Consider the following 18,881-nt stretch of genomic DNA (forward strand, 5'->3'; position numbering starts at 1 on the left):
TATCTAGTGATGATGGCATAGAGGAAACACTCCTTCCCATTCCGAACAGGACAGTTAAGCTCTATAGCGCCGATGGTACTGCATGGGAGACTGTGTGGGAGAGTAGGACGTTGCTAGGTCAACATTTGGATCTTTAGCTCAGTTGGTTAGAGCAACCGGCTCATAACCGGTAGGTCCGGGGTTCGAGTCCCTGAAGGTCCACCATTTACGGGGGTATAGCTCAGTTGGGAGAGCACCTGCCTTGCACGCAGGGGGTCAAGGGTTCGAATCCCTTTATCTCCACCATTTAAAGCTGTGAATATAATTCACAGCTTTTTTTAACGTTAAGATACTAAAAAAAATTATCTACTTATGTTATAATTTTTGTATATGAGAAATATTTGATACATTATAGAATTTGGAGTTGATTAGATGTATAGAGTTAAACAATTTATTTGGGCATGTACTGCTTCATTAAGGGCTATAGATTATAATCTTCTGAATAGGTATCTTAATAAGAAAGAAAAAAAATTATTTAAACAATTAAAAGTATCAGAACAACAACATAGTATAAGGGTTTGTAATAAAGCGTTAGAAATGAATAAAGATTTTTCTAACATAGATACAGGAAAGCTAGCGAAGATTGCTTTACTACATGATGTAGGAAAAGGAAGTTGTTCATTAAATGTATTTGAGAAATCAATAATTGTTGTGTTAGATAAAATAACTAAAGGTAAAATAGAAAAGGTAAATAATAAGAAAATAGATATATATTATAATCATCCACACGAATCTGTAAAGATGCTAAAGAAAATAAACAAATATGATGATGAGTTTTTAGAGGCTATAGAAAATCATCATATGAATGATTTAAATAATAATAAATATCTAGAAATTCTAATTAAGTGTGACAATTTAAGTTGAAGAGGTAATGGAAGATATGGATTACGATATAATAATATTAGGTGGCGGAATAGCAGGATGTTCAATTGCATATGAACTATCAAAATATAACTTCAATATAGCAGTTATTGAAAGAGATTCAGATATAATAGACGATATATCTGAAGTAAATGCATCTATTATATATGATGGGTCGGAAGCAAAAGAAGATACTACAGCTTTATTAGAAAAAGAAGGAATAAAATTAATAAAGGAAGCTTGTCAAAAATTTTATGTGAGATGCAAGAATGTTGGACTATTAAGAATAGCAACTAATGATAAAGAAGCCAAGAAAATTGATTATATGTATGAATTAGCACAAGATAGAAAAGTAGAAGATGTTGCAATTATAGAGCCAAATAAAATAGATAATATAGATAAAGCATTAGTTAATGCTAATATAAAAAAAGCATTATATTCAAAAAATGTATCAGTCTTAAATCCTTATGAATTGGCTATAGCTTATGGAGAAGTTGCTGCAGATAATGGTGTTAATTTTAGATTTGATGAAGAAGTTATTAATATAGAAAGGTTAAACAAAGGTTTTAATGTAACAACTAATAGAAAGAAATTTAATTGCAAGGTTGTAATTGATACAATATATAGAGAAGAAAAAGATACAGTTAGTAATAAATGGTTGACATATTTAATGATAGATAACAATGTGGATTATGAATTTAATTCTATAGTTCAATATAAGATAAATGATGAAATATCAATATATAATATTCCAGCAGTTGATGATATCAATATTATAGGTATAAAAAGTAACCATAAGTTAGATAGAGATGAAGCTATTGAATATTGTAAAAACATAATAAGAGATATAAATGAAAAGAACATAATTAATATATTTAATGAAGAATATAAGGATACAATGATAATTGATTATAAGAATATTTCATCTGGATATATAAAAATATCAGGAACTAACTATAGTAAAATGACATTAACACCTGCATTTTCTAAGATAATAAGTGAAAATATAGCTAAAAATCTTAATGCAAAGAAGAAAAAGAACTTTGTGGATAAAAGGAGAGAGTTATATAGATTTAAGAGAATGTCTGATGAAGAAATAAATGATATTATAAAAGTCGAACCAAGGTATGGAAATATTGTTTGTGTATGTAATAGAGTTTCTGAGGGAGAAATAATAGATTGTATAAGGAGGCCCTTGGGAGCTAGAAGTATTGAAGGAATAAGAAAAAGGACTGGTGCTGGTTTAGGTTGTTGCTATGGATCTTATTGTAGTAGGAAGATAATAAAGATATTAGCAAGTGAGTTAAATATAAAACCAACAGAAGTTGTTCAAGATAATAAGAATTCGAAGATGTGGATTAGTAGAATAAAGGAATTTGATGAAGTATAAAAGGTGAAAATAATGAAAGAAATATTTACAAGTTTGGTAAGGGTTAAAGGTAGTGATATGAACAAGGTTGTATCAGTAAAGAGTAATAAACCAGTTGATATATCATTATTCTATGAATTTTCTAAAGTATTAGCAAGATTATATGTTAGTGTTCCTATTCAAATAGGCGATACTATATGTAAGAATATATTAAATACTGGAATAGATATAATTAGCACTAAAAAAATTATTGATTAGTATTAAAAGAATAATTATTGACATTTTTGATAAAAGTATATTAATATAAAATATATAAAAGTTTATATAGAAAACCTATGAGAAGAATAGTAGTAATAATTATGAGTTAAGAGAGTTAGTGGTTGGTGGAAACTAATATCAGGTTATTATGAATCAGCCTTTGAGGGACTGTGATAAGCAGTACGGGAAACCGTTATTTATTTAAAGTGGATAATTATTTTGTAATTATCAATTAGGGTGGCAACGCGGAATTACTTCGTCCCTTTCTAGGGCGAGGCAATTCCTTTTTTTTATCTTTAGGAAATTATATTTTATTTATAGTCGTAAATAAGTATCTTAGATATAGTGTTTAAGTAAGGTTATAGTATACTACCTAAAGAATAAAAAAATAGTGCTATTACAGGAGCACAAAAACAATTTTTTTAACTTGTAATAGGCTAAACAAAATAAGAAAAAATTTAAAAATATAAATTAGATGTATAATTAGGGAGGAAAAAAATGTTAGATTTAAAATTTGTAAGAGAAAATCCAGAGATAGTAAAAAAGAATATAAAGAATAAATTCCAAGATAGTAAGCTTCCATTAGTTGATGAAGTAATTGAATTAGATGTTCAAAACAGAAAAGCAAAAACAGAAGCTGATGAATTAAGAGCAAATAGAAATAAATTATCTAAACAAATCGGTGGATTGATGAGAGAAGGAAAAAAAGATGAAGCTGAGAAGATAAAAGAACAAGTAAATGCTCAATCAAAGAGATTAGAAGAATTAGAAGTAATAGAAAATGAACTTGATGAAAAAATCAAGAAGATAATGATGACTATACCTAATATAATAGATCCAAGTGTTCCTATAGGAAAAGATGATAGTGAAAATGTAGAAATTCAGAAATATGGTGATCCTGTAGTACCTGATTTTGAAGTTCCATATCATACAGATATCATGGAGTCACTTAATGGATTAGATTTAGATAGTGCTAGAAAAGTTGCAGGAAATGGATTCTATTATTTAATGGGTAATATAGCTAGACTTCATTCGGCAGTTATATCATATGCAAGAGACTTTATGATTAATAGAGGTTTTACATATTGTATACCACCATTTATGATAAGAAGTAACGTTGTAACAGGTGTTATGAGTTTTAAAGAAATGGATGAAATGATGTATAAGATAGAAGGAGAAGATTTATATCTTATAGGAACAAGTGAACATTCAATGATTGGTAAATTCATAGATACAATATTACCAGAACAATCATTACCTCAAACTCTAACAAGTTATTCACCATGTTTCAGAAAAGAAAAAGGTGCTCATGGAATAGAAGAAAGAGGTGTTTACAGAATACATCAATTTGAAAAACAAGAGATGGTAGTTATATGTAAGCCAGAAGATAGTAAGATGTGGTTTGATAAGTTATGGCAAAATACAGTAGATTTATTCCGTTCTTTAGATATTCCAGTTAGAACATTAGAATGTTGTTCAGGAGACTTAGCAGATTTAAAGGTTAAATCAATAGACGTTGAAGCATGGTCTCCAAGACAAAAGAAATATTTCGAAGTAGGAAGTTGTTCTAACTTAGGAGATGCTCAAGCACGTAGATTAAAGATTCGTGTAAATGGTAGTGATGGAAATAAATATTTTGCTCACACTTTAAATAATACAGTTGTAGCACCACCTAGAATGTTAATTGCATTTTTAGAAAATAATTTAAATGAAGATGGTTCTGTTAATATACCAGAGGCATTACAACCATATATGGGTGGATTAAAGAAAATAGAAAAGTAATTTGAAGATTAATAGAGCTAATGCATAGATAATAAAAAATAGCTATGTATTAGCTTCTTTTTTATGTTGAATTATAGAAATAAATATGATAAATTTTATATGGGTGGTATTTGTTAGAAAACCACACCACGAAAGATTTTATTTTATAAAGAGACAGCTCATATCAGATAATTGAATGAGACTAAGGTGATAATTTATGAAAATAGGTATTATAGGAGCAGGTAAGGTAGGAGTTACTTTAGGTAAGTACTTTTCTACCAATAATTTATTAGTAACAGGTTTTTATAGTAAAAATATTAATTCAGCAAAAGATGCAGCTAGATTTACACAAACTAAGTACTTTAGTAATGTCGATGATTTAGTTAATGAGAGTGATATAATATTCATTACAACTCCAGATGGAGTTATAGAAGAAGTATGGAATAATCTAAAAGAGTTGTCTATTCAGAATAAAATAATCTGCCATTGTAGTGGTGCATTATCGTCAAAAATCTTTTCTAATTGTAACCAAGATATATTTGGTTATTCAATCCATCCAATATATGCGTTTAATGACAAGTATAATTCTTATATCAATTTAAAACAAGCAACAATTACAATAGAAGGACATCCTAGATATACACAATATTTAACTAATATGTTTAATAAAATGGGAAACAAAACTAAAGTTATATCTGCTAACAACAAGGCTATTTATCATGCAGCATCTGTTATGGCTAGCAACAATGTTATAGCATTAGCTCAAACTGCAGTAGATATGCTTGGAGAATGTGGATTTGGTAGTGAAGAAGCATTAGAAGCTTTGTATCCTTTAATGTTAAACAATATAAAGAATATTGGTGAACTTGGATTAGTTAAAAGTTTAACAGGCCCTATAGAGAGAGGGGATGTTAAGACTATAGAGAAGCATTTATCTTCATTAAATGAAGAGGATAAAATGCTGTATAAGCTATTAGCTAAAAAGTTAGTAAAAGTTGCACAAGAAAGAAATTATGATAGGGATTATAGTCAACTAATAAAAATGATTGGAGAGTAATAAAATGAAAAATACTGTATTAACATTTAGAGAAGCTAAAAAAAACAATGAGAAGATTTCAATGCTTACAGCTTATGATTATTCAACTGCAAAATTAATAGATGAGTCAGGTGTTAATTCTATATTAGTAGGAGATTCATTAGGAATGGTCTGCTTAGGTTATGAAGATACATTATCTGTTACTATGGAAGATATGATACATCATGGTAAAGCTGTTTGCAAGGGTGCTAAGAATGCGTTAGTTGTTATAGATATGCCATTTATGTCATATCAAACATCAGTATATGATGCTGTTGTAAATGCAGGAAGAATAATAAAAGAGACAGGAGCTCAAGCAGTTAAACTAGAAGGTGGAGTAGAATTTGCAGAACATATAAAAGCTATTGTAAAATGTTCTATACCAGTTGTAGCTCATATTGGTTTAACTCCTCAATCAGTAAATGCTTTTGGAGGATTCAAAGTACAAGGTAAAGATGAAGAAGCAGCTAAGAAGCTTATTGCAGATGCAAGAGCAGTAGAAGAAGCAGGAGCATTTGCAGTAGTATTAGAATGTGTTCCAGCCAAGTTAGCAGAAAGAATATCAAAAGAATTATCTATTCCTACTATAGGAATTGGAGCTGGTGCAGGATGCGATGGACAAGTACTTGTATATCAAGATATGTTAAATATGTATGGCGGATTTAAACCAAAGTTTGTTAAACATTTTGCAAATATAGGAGAAGAAATGAAGAAAGCATTCAAACAATATGATCAAGAAGTTAAAGATGTAGTTTTTCCAGAGGAACAACATACATTTAAAATAGATGATGATATATTAGAAAAATTATATTAATTTAAAATAGAGGGGAAATAAAAATGAAAGTTTTACACACAATTAAGGAAGTAAGAGAACAAGTTAATGATTGGAGAAAGCAAGGATTAACAGTTGGGTTAGTACCTACAATGGGATATTTACATGAAGGACATAAAAGTTTAATTGATAAGGCAGTAGCTAATAATGATAAAGTTGTTGTAAGTGTATTTGTAAATCCAACTCAATTTGGACCAAATGAAGATTTGGAAAGTTATCCAAGGGATATAGAAAGAGATAGTAAGCTATGTGAAGATGCAGGAGCAGCAATTATATTTAATCCAGATAAAGAAGAAATGTATTTTGATGATTTTTGTACTTATGTAAATATGGATGCTACATTAACAAAAGCATTATGTGGTAAGACAAGACCTATACATTTTAGAGGAGTTTGTACAGTTGTATCTAAGTTATTTAATATTGTTAAACCTGATAGAGCTTATTTTGGACAAAAGGATGCTCAGCAGTTAGCAGTAATTAAAAGAATGGTAAGAGATTTAAATATAGATGTAGAAGTTGTAGGATGTCCTATAATAAGAGAAGAGGATGGACTAGCTAAAAGTTCTAGAAACACATATTTAAGTACAGAAGAGAGAGCAGCAGCGACTATATTAAATAAATCATTGAAGCTAGGAAAAGAAGCATTAGAAAATGGTGAAAGAAATGCTAATAAGATAGTTGATATTATAACTAATAGTATTAATACTGAAAAGTTAGCTAAAATAGATTATGTAGAAGTTGTTGATTCTTTATCATTAGAAAATGTTGAAAAGGTAGAAGCATCTGTTTTGGTAGCAATGGCTGTATATATAGGAAAAACTAGATTAATAGATAATTTTACATTTGAATTATAAGATAAATGATGGGAGATGAAAAATATGCAAGTAACTATGTTAAAAGGTAAGATACACAGAGCAAAAGTTGTACAAGCTGAATTAGATTATGTAGGAAGTATAACTGTTGATCAAGAATTATTAGATGCAGCAGGAATATTAGAATATGAAAAAGTTCAAATAGTTGATGTTAATAATGGAAGTAGATTTGAAACATATACTATATCAGGAGAACCAGGTTCAGGCTTAATCTGTTTAAATGGTGCAGCAGCAAGATGTGTACGTGAAGGCGATAAGATCATTATAATGGCATATTGTGAAATGGATAATGAAGAAGCTAAGGATCATAAGCCTAAGGTTGTTTTTGTTGATGATAATAATAAAATTGAGAGATTATCAAGATACGAAAAGCATGGAAGATTAGAAAATCAATAATATTATGAAAAAACTTGCTCTTTAGTGTAATGCTAAAAGAGTAAGTTTTTTATACAAGGTGGGGTGTTTATAATGCTAATAGTACCAATATTATCTATTATATATTTAGTTGTTGTATACGGCTTATATGTAATAAAGTTATTTGAATTAAAGAAAAAAGGAAAAGATGTTGATTTGATAAAAAAGAACTCTTATTCAACAGGTAAGTACATAGTAAATATAGCAACAGTATTAGCTTGTTGTGCAATATTTATAATTGATATATTAAGTTTAGTAGGGGTGATGAAGGTATATATTATAAGCATCATTATTAGAATAGTTTCTTTAATGATATCAGGTGTTGGAGTGGTATTTTTCATAGGTGCAGTGAAGAATATGAAGGACAATTGGAGAGTTAAAGATGAAGCTGATAGTGATATAGAATTAGTTGTTAATGGTATGTATGCTTATACAAGAAATCCAGCTTATATGGGTATAATATTTCTTGTTATAGGATTGACAATAAATGTACCTAGTATGTGTAATATAGTATTATCTGTATTAATAATTGTATTATTGAATATAAAGATAATAACAGAAGAGAAGTCTTTAGAAGAGAGATTTGGTGAAGAATATTTAGCTTATAAGAAAAAAGTTCATAGATATATATAAAATAATAAAAAAATATGTTGACAACTTTATGAGTGTATTGGTATAATACAATTCGTAAGCTAATGGAGAGATGGTCGAGTTGGTTTAAGGCACCGGTCTTGAAAACCGGCGTACCTTCACGGGTACCTAGGGTTCGAATCCCTATCTCTCCGCCATTAGAGTTCTAACTTAATTGTTAGAACTCTTTTTTTACTTTTTAGAAAATTATATTTTGTTTGTAGTTGTGGAGGAGTATCCTAAATACCTTATAGTAATTTATATAATATTTTAATTCTAATTTTTTTTATTAAAAGTGTTGACAACTTAGTTAACCGTTGATATAATAATTTTTGTCAGCAAATGGAGAGATGGTCGAGTTGGTTTAAGGCACCGGTCTTGAAAACCGGCGTACCTTCACGGGTACCTAGGGTTCGAATCCCTATCTCTCCGCCATTTAAATAAATATTTATTTTTGTAGGGCATGGAGAATTACTCAAGTGGCTGAAGAGGCGCCCCTGCTAAGGGCGTAGGCTGGGCAACTGGCGCCCGGGTTCAAATCCCGGATTCTCCGCCAGAAATCATCTAACTTTCGTTAGGTGATTTTTTTTTCTATTTTAGAACATATATAAATGATATAATTTCTATAGATAGAGGAGGAAAAGTTAATGGGTATTAGATTTATATATGGAAGAGCAGGTAGTGGAAAGAGTACATTTTGTTTAAATGAGATAAAGAAAAAGGTAACAGAAGACAATAATAAGCTTATATATATAGTTCCTGAACAGTATACATTTCAGAGAGAAACTATGCTATTACATGTTGTAGGTGAAGCTGGATTAATAAAAAGCCAAGTTTTAAGTTTTAAGCGAATGGCACATAGAGTTTTTGAAAAGTGTGGCGGAAGAGTTAATGTAGTAATGTCTGATTCAGGAAAAAGCATGCTTATACACAAGATTCTGCAGAATACACAAGATGAGCTAAAATATTTTAATAGAATATCAAGAGAACAAGGTTTTACCAATATAATTTCAGATACCTTAACTGAAATGAAAAAATATAATATTACCCCGGAAATAATTCAAGAGAAGATTAGTGATATATCAAATGATGAACTTAAAAATAAGTTATCAGATTTACAGCTTATATATAATGAATACAATAAGAATGTGGATGAAAAAGTAATAGATACAGATGATGAATTAACATTATTAGCAAATAAACTACTTATAAGTGATATATATGATGGGGCAGAAATATGGATAGATGAGTTTACAACATTTACTCCTCAACAATTAGATATAATACAAATATTAGCTAAAAGATGTAAAAGAGTTAATATAACATTATGTATGGATGAATTAAGTAATGGAGAAAATAATGAGGTAACAGATATATTTAATGGAATAAAAAATACAGAATCAAAGATAATAGGATTAATGCAGAAATCTAATATTAACTATGATGGAAGTATAGATTTAAATGATAATAAGGATAATAGATTTGCATACAATAAGGAACTAGGACATCTTGAAAAATATTATTATACATATCCTATACAATCTTATAATGAGGATATAAGTAATATAAGGTTATACAAAGCTAGTAATACCTATGATGAAATTGAAGTTATTGCAAAGGAAATATTAAGGTTAGTAAGGGAAGAAAATTATAGATATAAAGATATATCTGTTGTATGTAGAAACATAGATAATTATGAAAAAATAACTAAGGTAGTTTTTAATGAATATAAGATACCATATTTTATAGACAAAAAGATAGATATATTGAGCAATCCATTAGTAATACTTATATTATCAGCATTTGAGATATATATAAAGAATTGGTCTTATGAAAGTGTATTTAAATATCTTAAAAGTGGATTAACAGGCATTGGGAAAGAAGATATAGATATATTAGAAAATTATATATTAGCTAATGGTATAAAGGGATATAGATGGACTAAAGAAATTGTAATTGAAGAGGAAGATGAGAAAGAAGATATAGTTAATCCTCAAGAAATTATGCAAAAGGTTAGAGAACCATTAATGAAATTTCATAATAAAATATTAAAAAATAGTTCTGTGAGAGAAATATGTGTAGCAATATATGAATTTTTATTAGATATTGATATATTTAACAGAATAAATGAATGGATAGATAGGTTTGATAAGATAGGCCTTCAAGATAAGGTTACAGAGTATACTCAAGTACCATCTATAGTATTAGAGATATTAGATCAAGCAGTAGAAGTAATAGGAGAGGAACAGATAGGTGCAAAAGAATTTTATAAGATATTAACAGCAGGATTTAATAGTAAGGAGATAGGTGTTATACCTGTAGCTCTAGATCAAGTTAATATTGGAGATATTGCTAGAATAAAAGGGAGAGAAGTAAAAGCATTATTTATAATAGGTGTAAATGATGGTATACTTCCAGCTGCAAATAAAGAAGAAGGTATTTTAACAGATAAGGATAGAGAGGAATTAATAGAAATAGGGATTGAATTATCATCTACTACCAAGTTAAAAGCTTTTGAAGAGCAGTTTATGGTATATACAGCAATAAATTTAGCAAGTGATTTTCTTATGATAAGTTATCCTATGGCTGATTTTGAAGGAAAGTCATTGAGACCATCTATAGTAATTCAGAGAATTAAGAGATTATTTCCAAAGTTACAAGAAGAGAGTTCTATATATAACTTGAGGGAAGAAAATGATAAATATTATAAGATATCAGCACCAATACCAACGTTTAATGAATTGATATTAGCAATAAGAAGAAATTATGAAAATGAAAATGTAGAGGAGTATTGGAATGATGTTTATAATTGGTTTGAGGAAGATAATGAATTTAAGGATAAGGCAAGGGATATACTAAAGGGCTTAAATTATAATAACCTAGGAGATGTAGTATCAAGAGAAAAGCTTAAAAGTTTATATAGTACAGAATCAGGTAGATTAATGTTTAGTGTATCAAGGTTAGAAAAATATTCACAGTGTCCATTTTCATATTTTATTCAATACGGATTAAAGGCTAAAGATAGAAAGATATATGAATTTTCTGCACCTGATTTAGGATCATTTATGCATGGGGTATTAGAAGAATTCACAGATTATGTTATAGAGAAAAATATGTCATGGTCAGAGTTAGATTCTAAGAAATGTAGAGATATAGTGAATAAGTTAATAGATGATAAGTTAAAGGAAGATGAAAATTTTATACTTAATAGTAGCAATAAGTATAAATATTTTACTAGTAGATTTAAGAGAATTATATCTAAATCAGTGTCTGTTATATCTGAACAGATGAAAAGTGGTGAATTTGAAGTCTTTAGCAATGAATTTGTATTTGGTACTAATTCTTCAGGTGCACCTATAAAGTTAGTGTTACCATCACAAGAAGAAGTTTATTTAACTGGAAGAATAGATAGAATAGATAAGTTAAAATTAGGAGAAGATACCTATATAAGAATTATAGATTACAAGTCTGGTGCGAAGAAGTTTGATCTTAATGAATTATATTATGGTCTTCAGATGCAACTGTTAGTATATTTAGATGCTATATTGAAGAATTCAGAGTATATACTAAAGACCAAGGCATTACCAGGAGCCATATTATATTTTAGAATAGATGATCCTATGATAAAGAGTAAGAGTCAATTAGAAGATGATGAAATAAAGAAACAAGTATTAGAAAAGTTAAAGATGAATGGATTGATTTTAAAAGATGCAGAATTAGTAAAAGCTATGGATAATAATATATCAACATATTCACTTATAATTCCAGCTGGGTTTAAAAAAGATGGAGATTTCTCATCAAGTAGTTCAGTAGTTACAGAAGAACAATTTGATATATTAAGGAGATATGTAAATCAAAAAATGATAGAATTGTGTGAAGATATGTTAAGTGGAAAACTAAGAATTGAACCATGTAAAATTCAAGATAATGCATATTGTAGTTATTGTGATTATTCTTCTATATGTCAGTTTGACGTTGGAATAAAAAATAATAAATATAAAATTATACCGACGAAGACTAGTGATGATTTATGGAATAAGATGAGAAAAAAAGTAGATGGAGGTGAAGAAGATGGGAACAACTAAATGGACAGAAGAACAAAAGCAAGCTATAGAAACAAGAAGATGTAACTTATTAGTTTCAGCTGCTGCTGGTTCAGGAAAAACTGCTGTTTTAGTAGAGAGAATAATTCAAATAATTACATCAAAAGATAATCCTGTTGATATAGATAAGTTATTAGTAGTAACCTTCACTAGTGCTGCAGCTGCTGAAATGAGAGAAAGAATAGCTATGGCTATTACTAATGAATTAGAAAAAGATCCATCTTCAAAGAATCTTCAGAGGCAGTTAACTCTATTAAGTAGAGCAAATATAACAACAATGCATTCTTTTTGTTTAGATGTTATAAAAAATAACTTTCATGTTATAGAACTTGACCCTGCTTTTAGAATATTAGATGAAACAGAAGGAGTACTTATAAAGAATGAAGTGCTAGAAGAACTGTTTGAAGATAAGTATGAAGAGGGAAATCAAGAATTCCTTAATTTGGTTGAAGCATATAGTAATTCAAAAGATGATGAAAAATTAAGAGAAATAGTACTTAATCTATATAGATTTTCTATGAGTGGTCCATGGCCTGAAAAATGGCTTAAAGAAAAAAGTGAAGAATTTAATATAGAGAAGTTAGAAGAACTAGATAATAGTAGTTGGATGAATGTGCTAAAGGAAAGTATATATATAGAATTACAAGGATTAATAGAGTTAAATAGAACTGCTATAGAACTATGTAGCAGTACAGAAGGATTAGAACCGTATTTAGATGCTTTTAATGATGATAAAAGTATATTAGCGGATATAGAGAGTGCATTAAATAAAGATATTAATAGTTTATATAATAGTATATATGATATATCATTTTCAAAGTTAAAAGTAGTAAGAAAAAATAAAGTATCTGATGTTAATATTCAAGATAAAGTAAAAGCAATAAGAGATTCTATTAAGAAAAAGATTAAGAAGTTTCAAGAAGATATATTTGCAAATTCTCCTGACGATATGCTTATAGCCATAAAAAACAGCTATCCTTTTATGAAAGAATTATGTGATATTGTAATAGAGTTTAAAGAAAGATTTGATAATGCAAAAAAAGAAAGAAGTACTTTAGATTTTAATGATTTAGAGCATTTATGCTTAAAGATATTATCTAATGAAGAAATAGGGGTAGCTGCAAGTTATAGAGAATATTTTGACGAGGTATTAGTTGATGAATATCAAGATTCTAATAATGTTCAAGAGGCAATTATAGATTTAGTTTCGAGAAAAAAATTTGATAACCCTAATGTATTTATGGTTGGTGATGTAAAACAGAGCATATATAGATTTAGACAAGCAAAACCAGAATTATTCTTAGAAAAATATAATACTTATAATGATATAGAAGGCAAGAATAGAAAGATTCAGTTATACAAAAATTTCAGAAGTAGATTAGAAGTTGTAAATGGGGTTAATTATATATTTAAAGAATTAATGTCTAAGACAGTTGGGGAATTAGAATATACAGAGGATGAAGCGCTTAATCTAGGAGCAAGTTATCCAGAAGTAGATGATGATAATACTATACTAGGTGGAGAAATAGAACTTCATATATTAGATAAAACTAATGAATTAGAAGATGAAAAGGAAGAAGAAGAAATAAATTCTATAAACTTAGAAGCAAGAATAGTTGCTAATAGGATAAAAGAATTAGTATCAGGAAAAGATGGAAAGGTATATAAGGTTTTAGACAAAAATACTGGCAAGTATAGAAAGGTTACTTACAAAGATATAGTTATTTTATTAAGAGCAACAAAGAATTGGTCAGAGATATTTCTAGATGAGATTGGTGCCGAAGGGATTCCAATATATGCAGATACAGGTACAGGATATTTTGAATCCATAGAGATAAGAACAATTATAGCATTATTAAAGATAATTGATAATCCTATGCAAGATATACCTATGATAGCTGTTTTAAGGTCACCTATTGTAGGATTATCTAGTGAAGAATTAGCTAATATTAGATTAGTAAATAAAGATAATTATTATTATGATAATATAAAGTTAATAAGTGATAGTGAAGATTCAGATGAAGCATTATCATATAAATGTAGAGAATTCTTGTCAAAACTAAATAAATGGAGAGAAAAAGCATTATATACACCTATAGATGAATTTATATGGTATGTGTATGATGAAACTGCGTATTATGGATATGTAGGGGCTATGCCTAATGGAGTGTTAAGGCAAGCTAACTTACGAATATTATTCCAAAGAGCAAAACAATATGAAGAAACTAGCTTCAAAGGGTTATTTAATTTCATAAATTTCATAGATAAACTTAGAAGATCTTCTGGAGATATGGGAAGTGCTAAGATATTAGGAGAAAATGAAGATGTTGTAAGGATTATGAGTATTCATAAAAGTAAAGGACTAGAGTTTCCTGTGGTATTCTTATGTGGAAGCGGAAAACAGTTTAATTTAATGGATTTAAATAGTAATATTCTATATCATGATGAATTAGGCTTAGGACCTGATTATGTGGATATTGATAAAAGGTTTAGTTTATCCACAATTGCAAAGGAAGCAATTAAACAGAAGATTAAATTAGAGACTTTATCTGAGGAAATGAGAATATTATATGTTGCCTTTACTAGAGCAAAGGAAAAATTAATAATAACAGGGGCGACTAAATCTGTGGATAAGTTAGCTAGTAATTGTTGCTTATCAGCATCATTTAGTAACAATAATATACTTCCATCAGAAGTTATTAAAGCTAAAAGTTATCTAGAGTGGATATGTCTAGCCCTTTGTAAACACAAGGATGGAGAAGTATTAAGAGATATTGCGAGTATTCAAGATGTAGTAACAATAGGAGACAATTCTAAGTGGAATATAAAGTTGTGGAAAAGTACAGATTTACTTGTGGATAACTCTGAGGAAAATGTGGATAACCTTAATAATAGTGTGGATATTTTGGATAAAACTGTGGATAAAAACAAGGAAATCTGTGCAAAACTTGGATATGTGTATAAGTATGAAGATGTAACTAAAATGAAAAGTAATTTTTCGGTTTCAGATTTAAAGAAAAAAGATTATGAAGAAGAGGAATTAAATTCAACAGAGTTATATAGAACTAATATAGAGCTTAAACCTAGATTTTTACAAGAAGAAAGAGGATTGTCTAACTCAGAAATAGGTACTGCTATGCACTTTGTAATGCAAAGTTTAGATTTATGTAAAGTTAATAATAGAGAAGAAATTGAAGAACAATTAAAAAGTTTTCTTAAGCTAGAACTAATAAGTGAAGAAGAATATAAAGCTATAGCTGTGGATAAGTTAATAAAATATTTTGAATCTAATTTAGGAACAAGAGTTTTAGAAGCATATAAAAGAGGAAACAAAGTTTTTAGAGAATTACCTTTTTATACTGAGATAAATGTTAGGAATGTAGATGAATCATTAAGTAATGATGTATCAGAAGAAAAGGTAAGACTTCAAGGAGTTATAGATTGTTTCTTCCAAGATGTAGATGATAAAATAGTTCTACTTGATTATAAAACTGATTATATACCTAAAGGTGGTTTAAATGAATTTGTAGATAAATATAGAGTTCAATTAAAATACTACAAAGAAGCTTTAGAGAAGATAACAGAATGTGATGTAACAGAATGTTATTTGTATTCTTTCTATATAAATAAAGAGATATTAGTGGAAATATAAAATGAAAGGAGAGCAAATTGGCTCTCCTTTTATTTTATAAATATGGTTTACAAATAAATTCTTCTATTTTTGTATCGAAAATACTACTAGCGTGAGAAGGTTTTAGAATTAATGCAGTATCTGCACCATGTGAAGAACCTCCTATAACAATAACTGGCTCCATATAAGGAATTAATCCTGAATCAACTGCCATAGTAGCTATTTCTACACATACTTTTGTACCTTGACCAAACATTCTTAAAGTTTGTGCAATTATTTCAACAGGTGATACTCCTCCAAACTTGGCAGAAATACCTCTTTCTGCACCACTTAAAACATGAGTTGTAGTTAATACTTTTATGCCTCTATCTTCTAGTTCTTTTCTTGTGTCCTTTGGCATGTCATTTTTACCTGCTTCTGGAAAACCATAACTATGAGTAACACACACTATATTAAGATCATCTATGTCTGTAAAATAATTCATAGTGAATCCTGTACTAGAAGCAACTACTATATTTTTGATTCCTCTTTGTCTAGCAGTAGTAAGTGCTAGTTCGATAGTTTCTTCAGTATTTTCTTTACCTGGCTTAGCAAATTTCATAATAAAACCTCCTATAACATAAAATAGTATATATCTATATTATAAGAAAAATGTAAAATATACAAATTATTTAATAATTACTTTAGTGTGTTCTGGAATATTTTCATATAACCATTTTGAATCACTTACAGATAATCTAATACAACCATGAGAAGATGGGGTACCTAATGTATAGTCTAATATTTGTGATTTATCTTCATTAAAAGGTAATGAATGAAAAAGGTAGTTTCCAGAAAATTGAACCCAATACTTTGCTCCTTGTTGGTATTTAGTAGAGAAAAACCAATCGCCTCTCTGATCAATAGTATATACTCCAGTTGGAGTATCAGAGCCACTTAATCCACTAGAACAAGAGAACTCTTTTACAATATTCCAATTGTTCATAGAGCCCTCATATATATAGGTTTTTTGTTTATTTAAATCTACATATATAAGATAATTAGTAGTACTAGAAAGATAAAGTTTGTTTATATTAGATACAGATATATTATTTATAGGTGAAGTTGCAGAAGCTGTAACTTGCGATGAAGATACTTCTTGAAGATAATCTGCACGAGCTTCTATTATGTTTGATTTTTGATTAAGTATATCAGTATCATAAGGAAATATATCTGTTATACTATTAATAACTTCTAGAGCCTTAGTATAATAATTATCTAAGCATAAGTTTGAAACAGTTTCCATAGTGTTGTTTTTTATTATATTTCTACAAAATGTTAGATACTTATATGAAGCAGAATAATTATGATCACTAGAACATACTTTAGCAAAGTAAGTATAGGCTGTTTTATAATCTTTTGAATTGTAGTAAGATAAACCTTCCTCAAAAGGATTAGAACAGTTAAATTTATTAAGCAATTTATTTGTTCTACTAGAAGAAAAATTATAGCGATTTAATTCATTAATAAAGTTAATAAGGACATTATAATCTATAGAGTTATTCTCTATATTAGATTCTAAGTCATCTATAGTAGAATTGAAATAAGTATTCAAGTTGCTTCTTAGAAATATTGCTTTAAATAAATTATTATTGCAATTATTAATAATAGTAGAACTAGCAACAATATAATCCTTATTATTAAATGCTTCTTTAAATTTAGATAACATTTTGTAATAAGAGATATAAGATAAAGTTAAGTATAAAAAAAATATTGAACATATACATAATATATATTTTCTTTTCTTCATAAAAAGCCTCCACCAAAATAAATACAACTATTAGTATTGACTAAAATTATAAGTTTTAATCATATAAATATTGGAATATTAAAAAAAATAGATTATCATAGAGATATGAATGTTTTAGGAGGGATTTATGAAAAGGGATAATATTTTTATAAAATTAAAGAATTCTTTTTATAATGTAGATAAAATTGCAGAATATAGTGCTGAAGGTGCTGGCAAATCTGTAGTTTTTTCATTATTAGTTAGTGGGCTAATAGGTATTATAGCAGCAATAATTATTACATTTTCAATTAATTATGCAATAAATTTGTTTGATGAAAAATTTAAAGAAGATAATTATCAGTTTACTATATCTAATGGAGAGTTGAGTTTAAATACAGATTCACCGAAGTCAATTGAAAGTTCAGGAACAAAAATATATATAGATGATAATATATCAATTGATGACATTGATAAGATAAAAAAGATTATTGTTAATCAGGATGAATATTATTTAATATTAAAAGATGGTGTAATATCTAGTGCAAATCCCATGCTTGGCAATGGAAGTGAATAATCAATAAAGTATTCAGATGTGATACCAAATAGTACAAAAGAAATAAATAATGATAGTGTAATATCCTTTTTAGATAATATAAGAGGAGTTGCACTTACAATAGTATTTATTGTAGTTATATTTATTTCTATTATTAAATATTTGTTCAAGAGTTTAATTATTGGCGTAGTTATATATATAATTTCATTAATAATGAAATCTAATATTAAATTTGAACAAGCTTTTTCATTAACAATATATACATTAATATTACCAAGTTTTATGTCGTTAGTACTTACATTGATACTTCCTGTTTATAACATAGAAGCTGTATGTACAATATTAGCTATATTGTTTGGAATATATATTTTAAATAACATTCAAAAGAATAAAATTGATGAAATAGTATAAAGTAGAGAAACACAGGGTTATTTATAAATGATTCTGTGTTTTTAACTCTAAATGGCTAAATAAAATCTAGAGAGTTATAATCATATTGACAATTTATATCTAATCATTTGATAAAATTGATTAAAAAAGGAGATGCTTTTATAAAAATCAAGAGTAGTTAGTTAAAAATAAATTATTAAAATTTACGTTGAATGCAAAACTAACTTCCGTTTTAGCTAAATTATTGTGTTTGCAAGGGTAAAGTCAGTTTTTTAGATTGTTTTTATAGCTAAAATATTTGAAATAAGTTATAATTTTTATAAGA

At 28.0% G+C, this 18,881-nt stretch carries 13 protein-coding genes, 5 tRNA genes, 1 rRNA gene, 1 pseudogene and 1 other annotated feature; of the genes and pseudogenes, 18 read left to right on the plus strand and 2 right to left on the minus strand.

The features are described from left to right. Window positions 1-2 precede the first annotated feature (2 nt). From rrf to addA, 17 genes are all read left to right on the plus strand, one after another. Window positions 3-119: ribosomal RNA gene (rrf, locus tag KQI77_RS01225) — 5S ribosomal RNA — on the plus strand. 8 nt (window positions 120-127) lie between these two features. Continuing rightward, window positions 128-204, plus strand: a tRNA-Ile gene (locus KQI77_RS01230). 5 nt (window positions 205-209) lie between these two features. Continuing rightward, window positions 210-285 (plus strand) — tRNA-Ala (locus KQI77_RS01235). 126 nt (window positions 286-411) lie between these two features. Beyond that, a complete protein-coding gene (locus tag KQI77_RS01240) occupies window positions 412-903 on the plus strand; it encodes an HD domain-containing protein (protein ID WP_216387521.1) in 492 nt (163 codons plus the stop codon). A gap of 16 nt (window positions 904-919) precedes the next feature. Next, window positions 920-2,290 (plus strand): FAD-dependent oxidoreductase, encoded by a 1,371-nt coding sequence (locus KQI77_RS01245; protein ID WP_216387522.1) that lies wholly within the window; start codon window positions 920-922, stop codon window positions 2,288-2,290. Between the two features lie 12 nt (window positions 2,291-2,302). Continuing rightward, window positions 2,303-2,527 (plus strand): DUF1667 domain-containing protein, encoded by a 225-nt coding sequence (locus tag KQI77_RS01250; RefSeq protein ID WP_216387523.1) that lies wholly within the window; start codon window positions 2,303-2,305, stop codon window positions 2,525-2,527. Between the two features lie 68 nt (window positions 2,528-2,595). Next, window positions 2,596-2,794: a binding site (T-box leader), on the plus strand. Between the two features lie 231 nt (window positions 2,795-3,025). Further along, window positions 3,026-4,309, plus strand: a complete 1,284-nt coding sequence (gene serS, locus KQI77_RS01255; protein WP_216387524.1) for a serine--tRNA ligase — start codon at window positions 3,026-3,028, stop codon at window positions 4,307-4,309. 196 nt (window positions 4,310-4,505) lie between these two features. Next, complete coding sequence (locus tag KQI77_RS01260; RefSeq protein ID WP_216387525.1) at window positions 4,506-5,345, plus strand: Rossmann-like and DUF2520 domain-containing protein; 840 nt, start codon at window positions 4,506-4,508, stop codon at window positions 5,343-5,345. Between the two features lie 4 nt (window positions 5,346-5,349). Continuing rightward, window positions 5,350-6,177, plus strand: a complete 828-nt coding sequence (panB, locus tag KQI77_RS01265; protein WP_216387526.1) for a 3-methyl-2-oxobutanoate hydroxymethyltransferase — start codon at window positions 5,350-5,352, stop codon at window positions 6,175-6,177. A gap of 23 nt (window positions 6,178-6,200) precedes the next feature. After that, complete coding sequence (panC, locus tag KQI77_RS01270) at window positions 6,201-7,049, plus strand: pantoate--beta-alanine ligase (protein ID WP_216387527.1); 849 nt, start codon at window positions 6,201-6,203, stop codon at window positions 7,047-7,049. A 24-nt stretch (window positions 7,050-7,073) separates the two neighbouring features. Continuing rightward, the gene (panD, locus tag KQI77_RS01275; protein ID WP_216387528.1) at window positions 7,074-7,463 is read left to right on the plus strand and encodes an aspartate 1-decarboxylase; all 390 of its coding nucleotides are present in this window, start codon (window positions 7,074-7,076) and stop codon (window positions 7,461-7,463) included. A 72-nt stretch (window positions 7,464-7,535) separates the two neighbouring features. Next, window positions 7,536-8,114, plus strand: a complete 579-nt coding sequence (locus tag KQI77_RS01280; RefSeq protein WP_216387529.1) for an isoprenylcysteine carboxylmethyltransferase family protein — start codon at window positions 7,536-7,538, stop codon at window positions 8,112-8,114. Window positions 8,115-8,178: 64 nt separating this feature from the next. After that, window positions 8,179-8,269, plus strand: a tRNA-Ser gene (locus tag KQI77_RS01285). A gap of 186 nt (window positions 8,270-8,455) precedes the next feature. Then, window positions 8,456-8,546 (plus strand) — tRNA-Ser (locus KQI77_RS01290). A 30-nt stretch (window positions 8,547-8,576) separates the two neighbouring features. Beyond that, window positions 8,577-8,667 (plus strand) — tRNA-Ser (locus tag KQI77_RS01295). A 91-nt stretch (window positions 8,668-8,758) separates the two neighbouring features. After that, window positions 8,759-12,196 (plus strand): helicase-exonuclease AddAB subunit AddB, encoded by a 3,438-nt coding sequence (addB, locus tag KQI77_RS01300; protein WP_216387530.1) that lies wholly within the window; start codon window positions 8,759-8,761, stop codon window positions 12,194-12,196. After that, entirely contained in the window at window positions 12,183-15,866 is a 3,684-nt protein-coding gene (gene addA, locus KQI77_RS01305; protein ID WP_216387532.1) for a helicase-exonuclease AddAB subunit AddA, read from the plus strand. Before addB ends, addA begins: the two co-directional genes overlap by 14 nt. A 34-nt stretch (window positions 15,867-15,900) precedes the next feature. On the opposite strand, the gene KQI77_RS01310 is transcribed toward addA, so the two are convergent. Beyond that, a complete protein-coding gene (locus KQI77_RS01310) occupies window positions 15,901-16,446 on the minus strand; it encodes a pyruvate kinase alpha/beta domain-containing protein (RefSeq protein ID WP_216387534.1) in 546 nt (181 codons plus the stop codon). Window positions 16,447-16,512: 66 nt separating this feature from the next. Beyond that, complete coding sequence (locus KQI77_RS01315; RefSeq protein WP_216387536.1) at window positions 16,513-17,634, minus strand: L,D-transpeptidase; 1,122 nt, start codon at window positions 17,632-17,634, stop codon at window positions 16,513-16,515. 127 nt (window positions 17,635-17,761) lie between these two features. On the opposite strand from KQI77_RS01315, the pseudogene KQI77_RS12905 reads away from it, so the two are divergent. Beyond that, window positions 17,762-18,577 (plus strand): annotated as a pseudogene (locus KQI77_RS12905) (DUF1189 family protein). Window positions 18,578-18,881: the final 304 nt, after the last annotated feature.

Origin of the sequence: Clostridium sp. MSJ-8 (assembly GCF_018918325.1) — a bacterium.
GTDB lineage: Bacteria > Bacillota > Clostridia > Clostridiales > Clostridiaceae > Clostridium.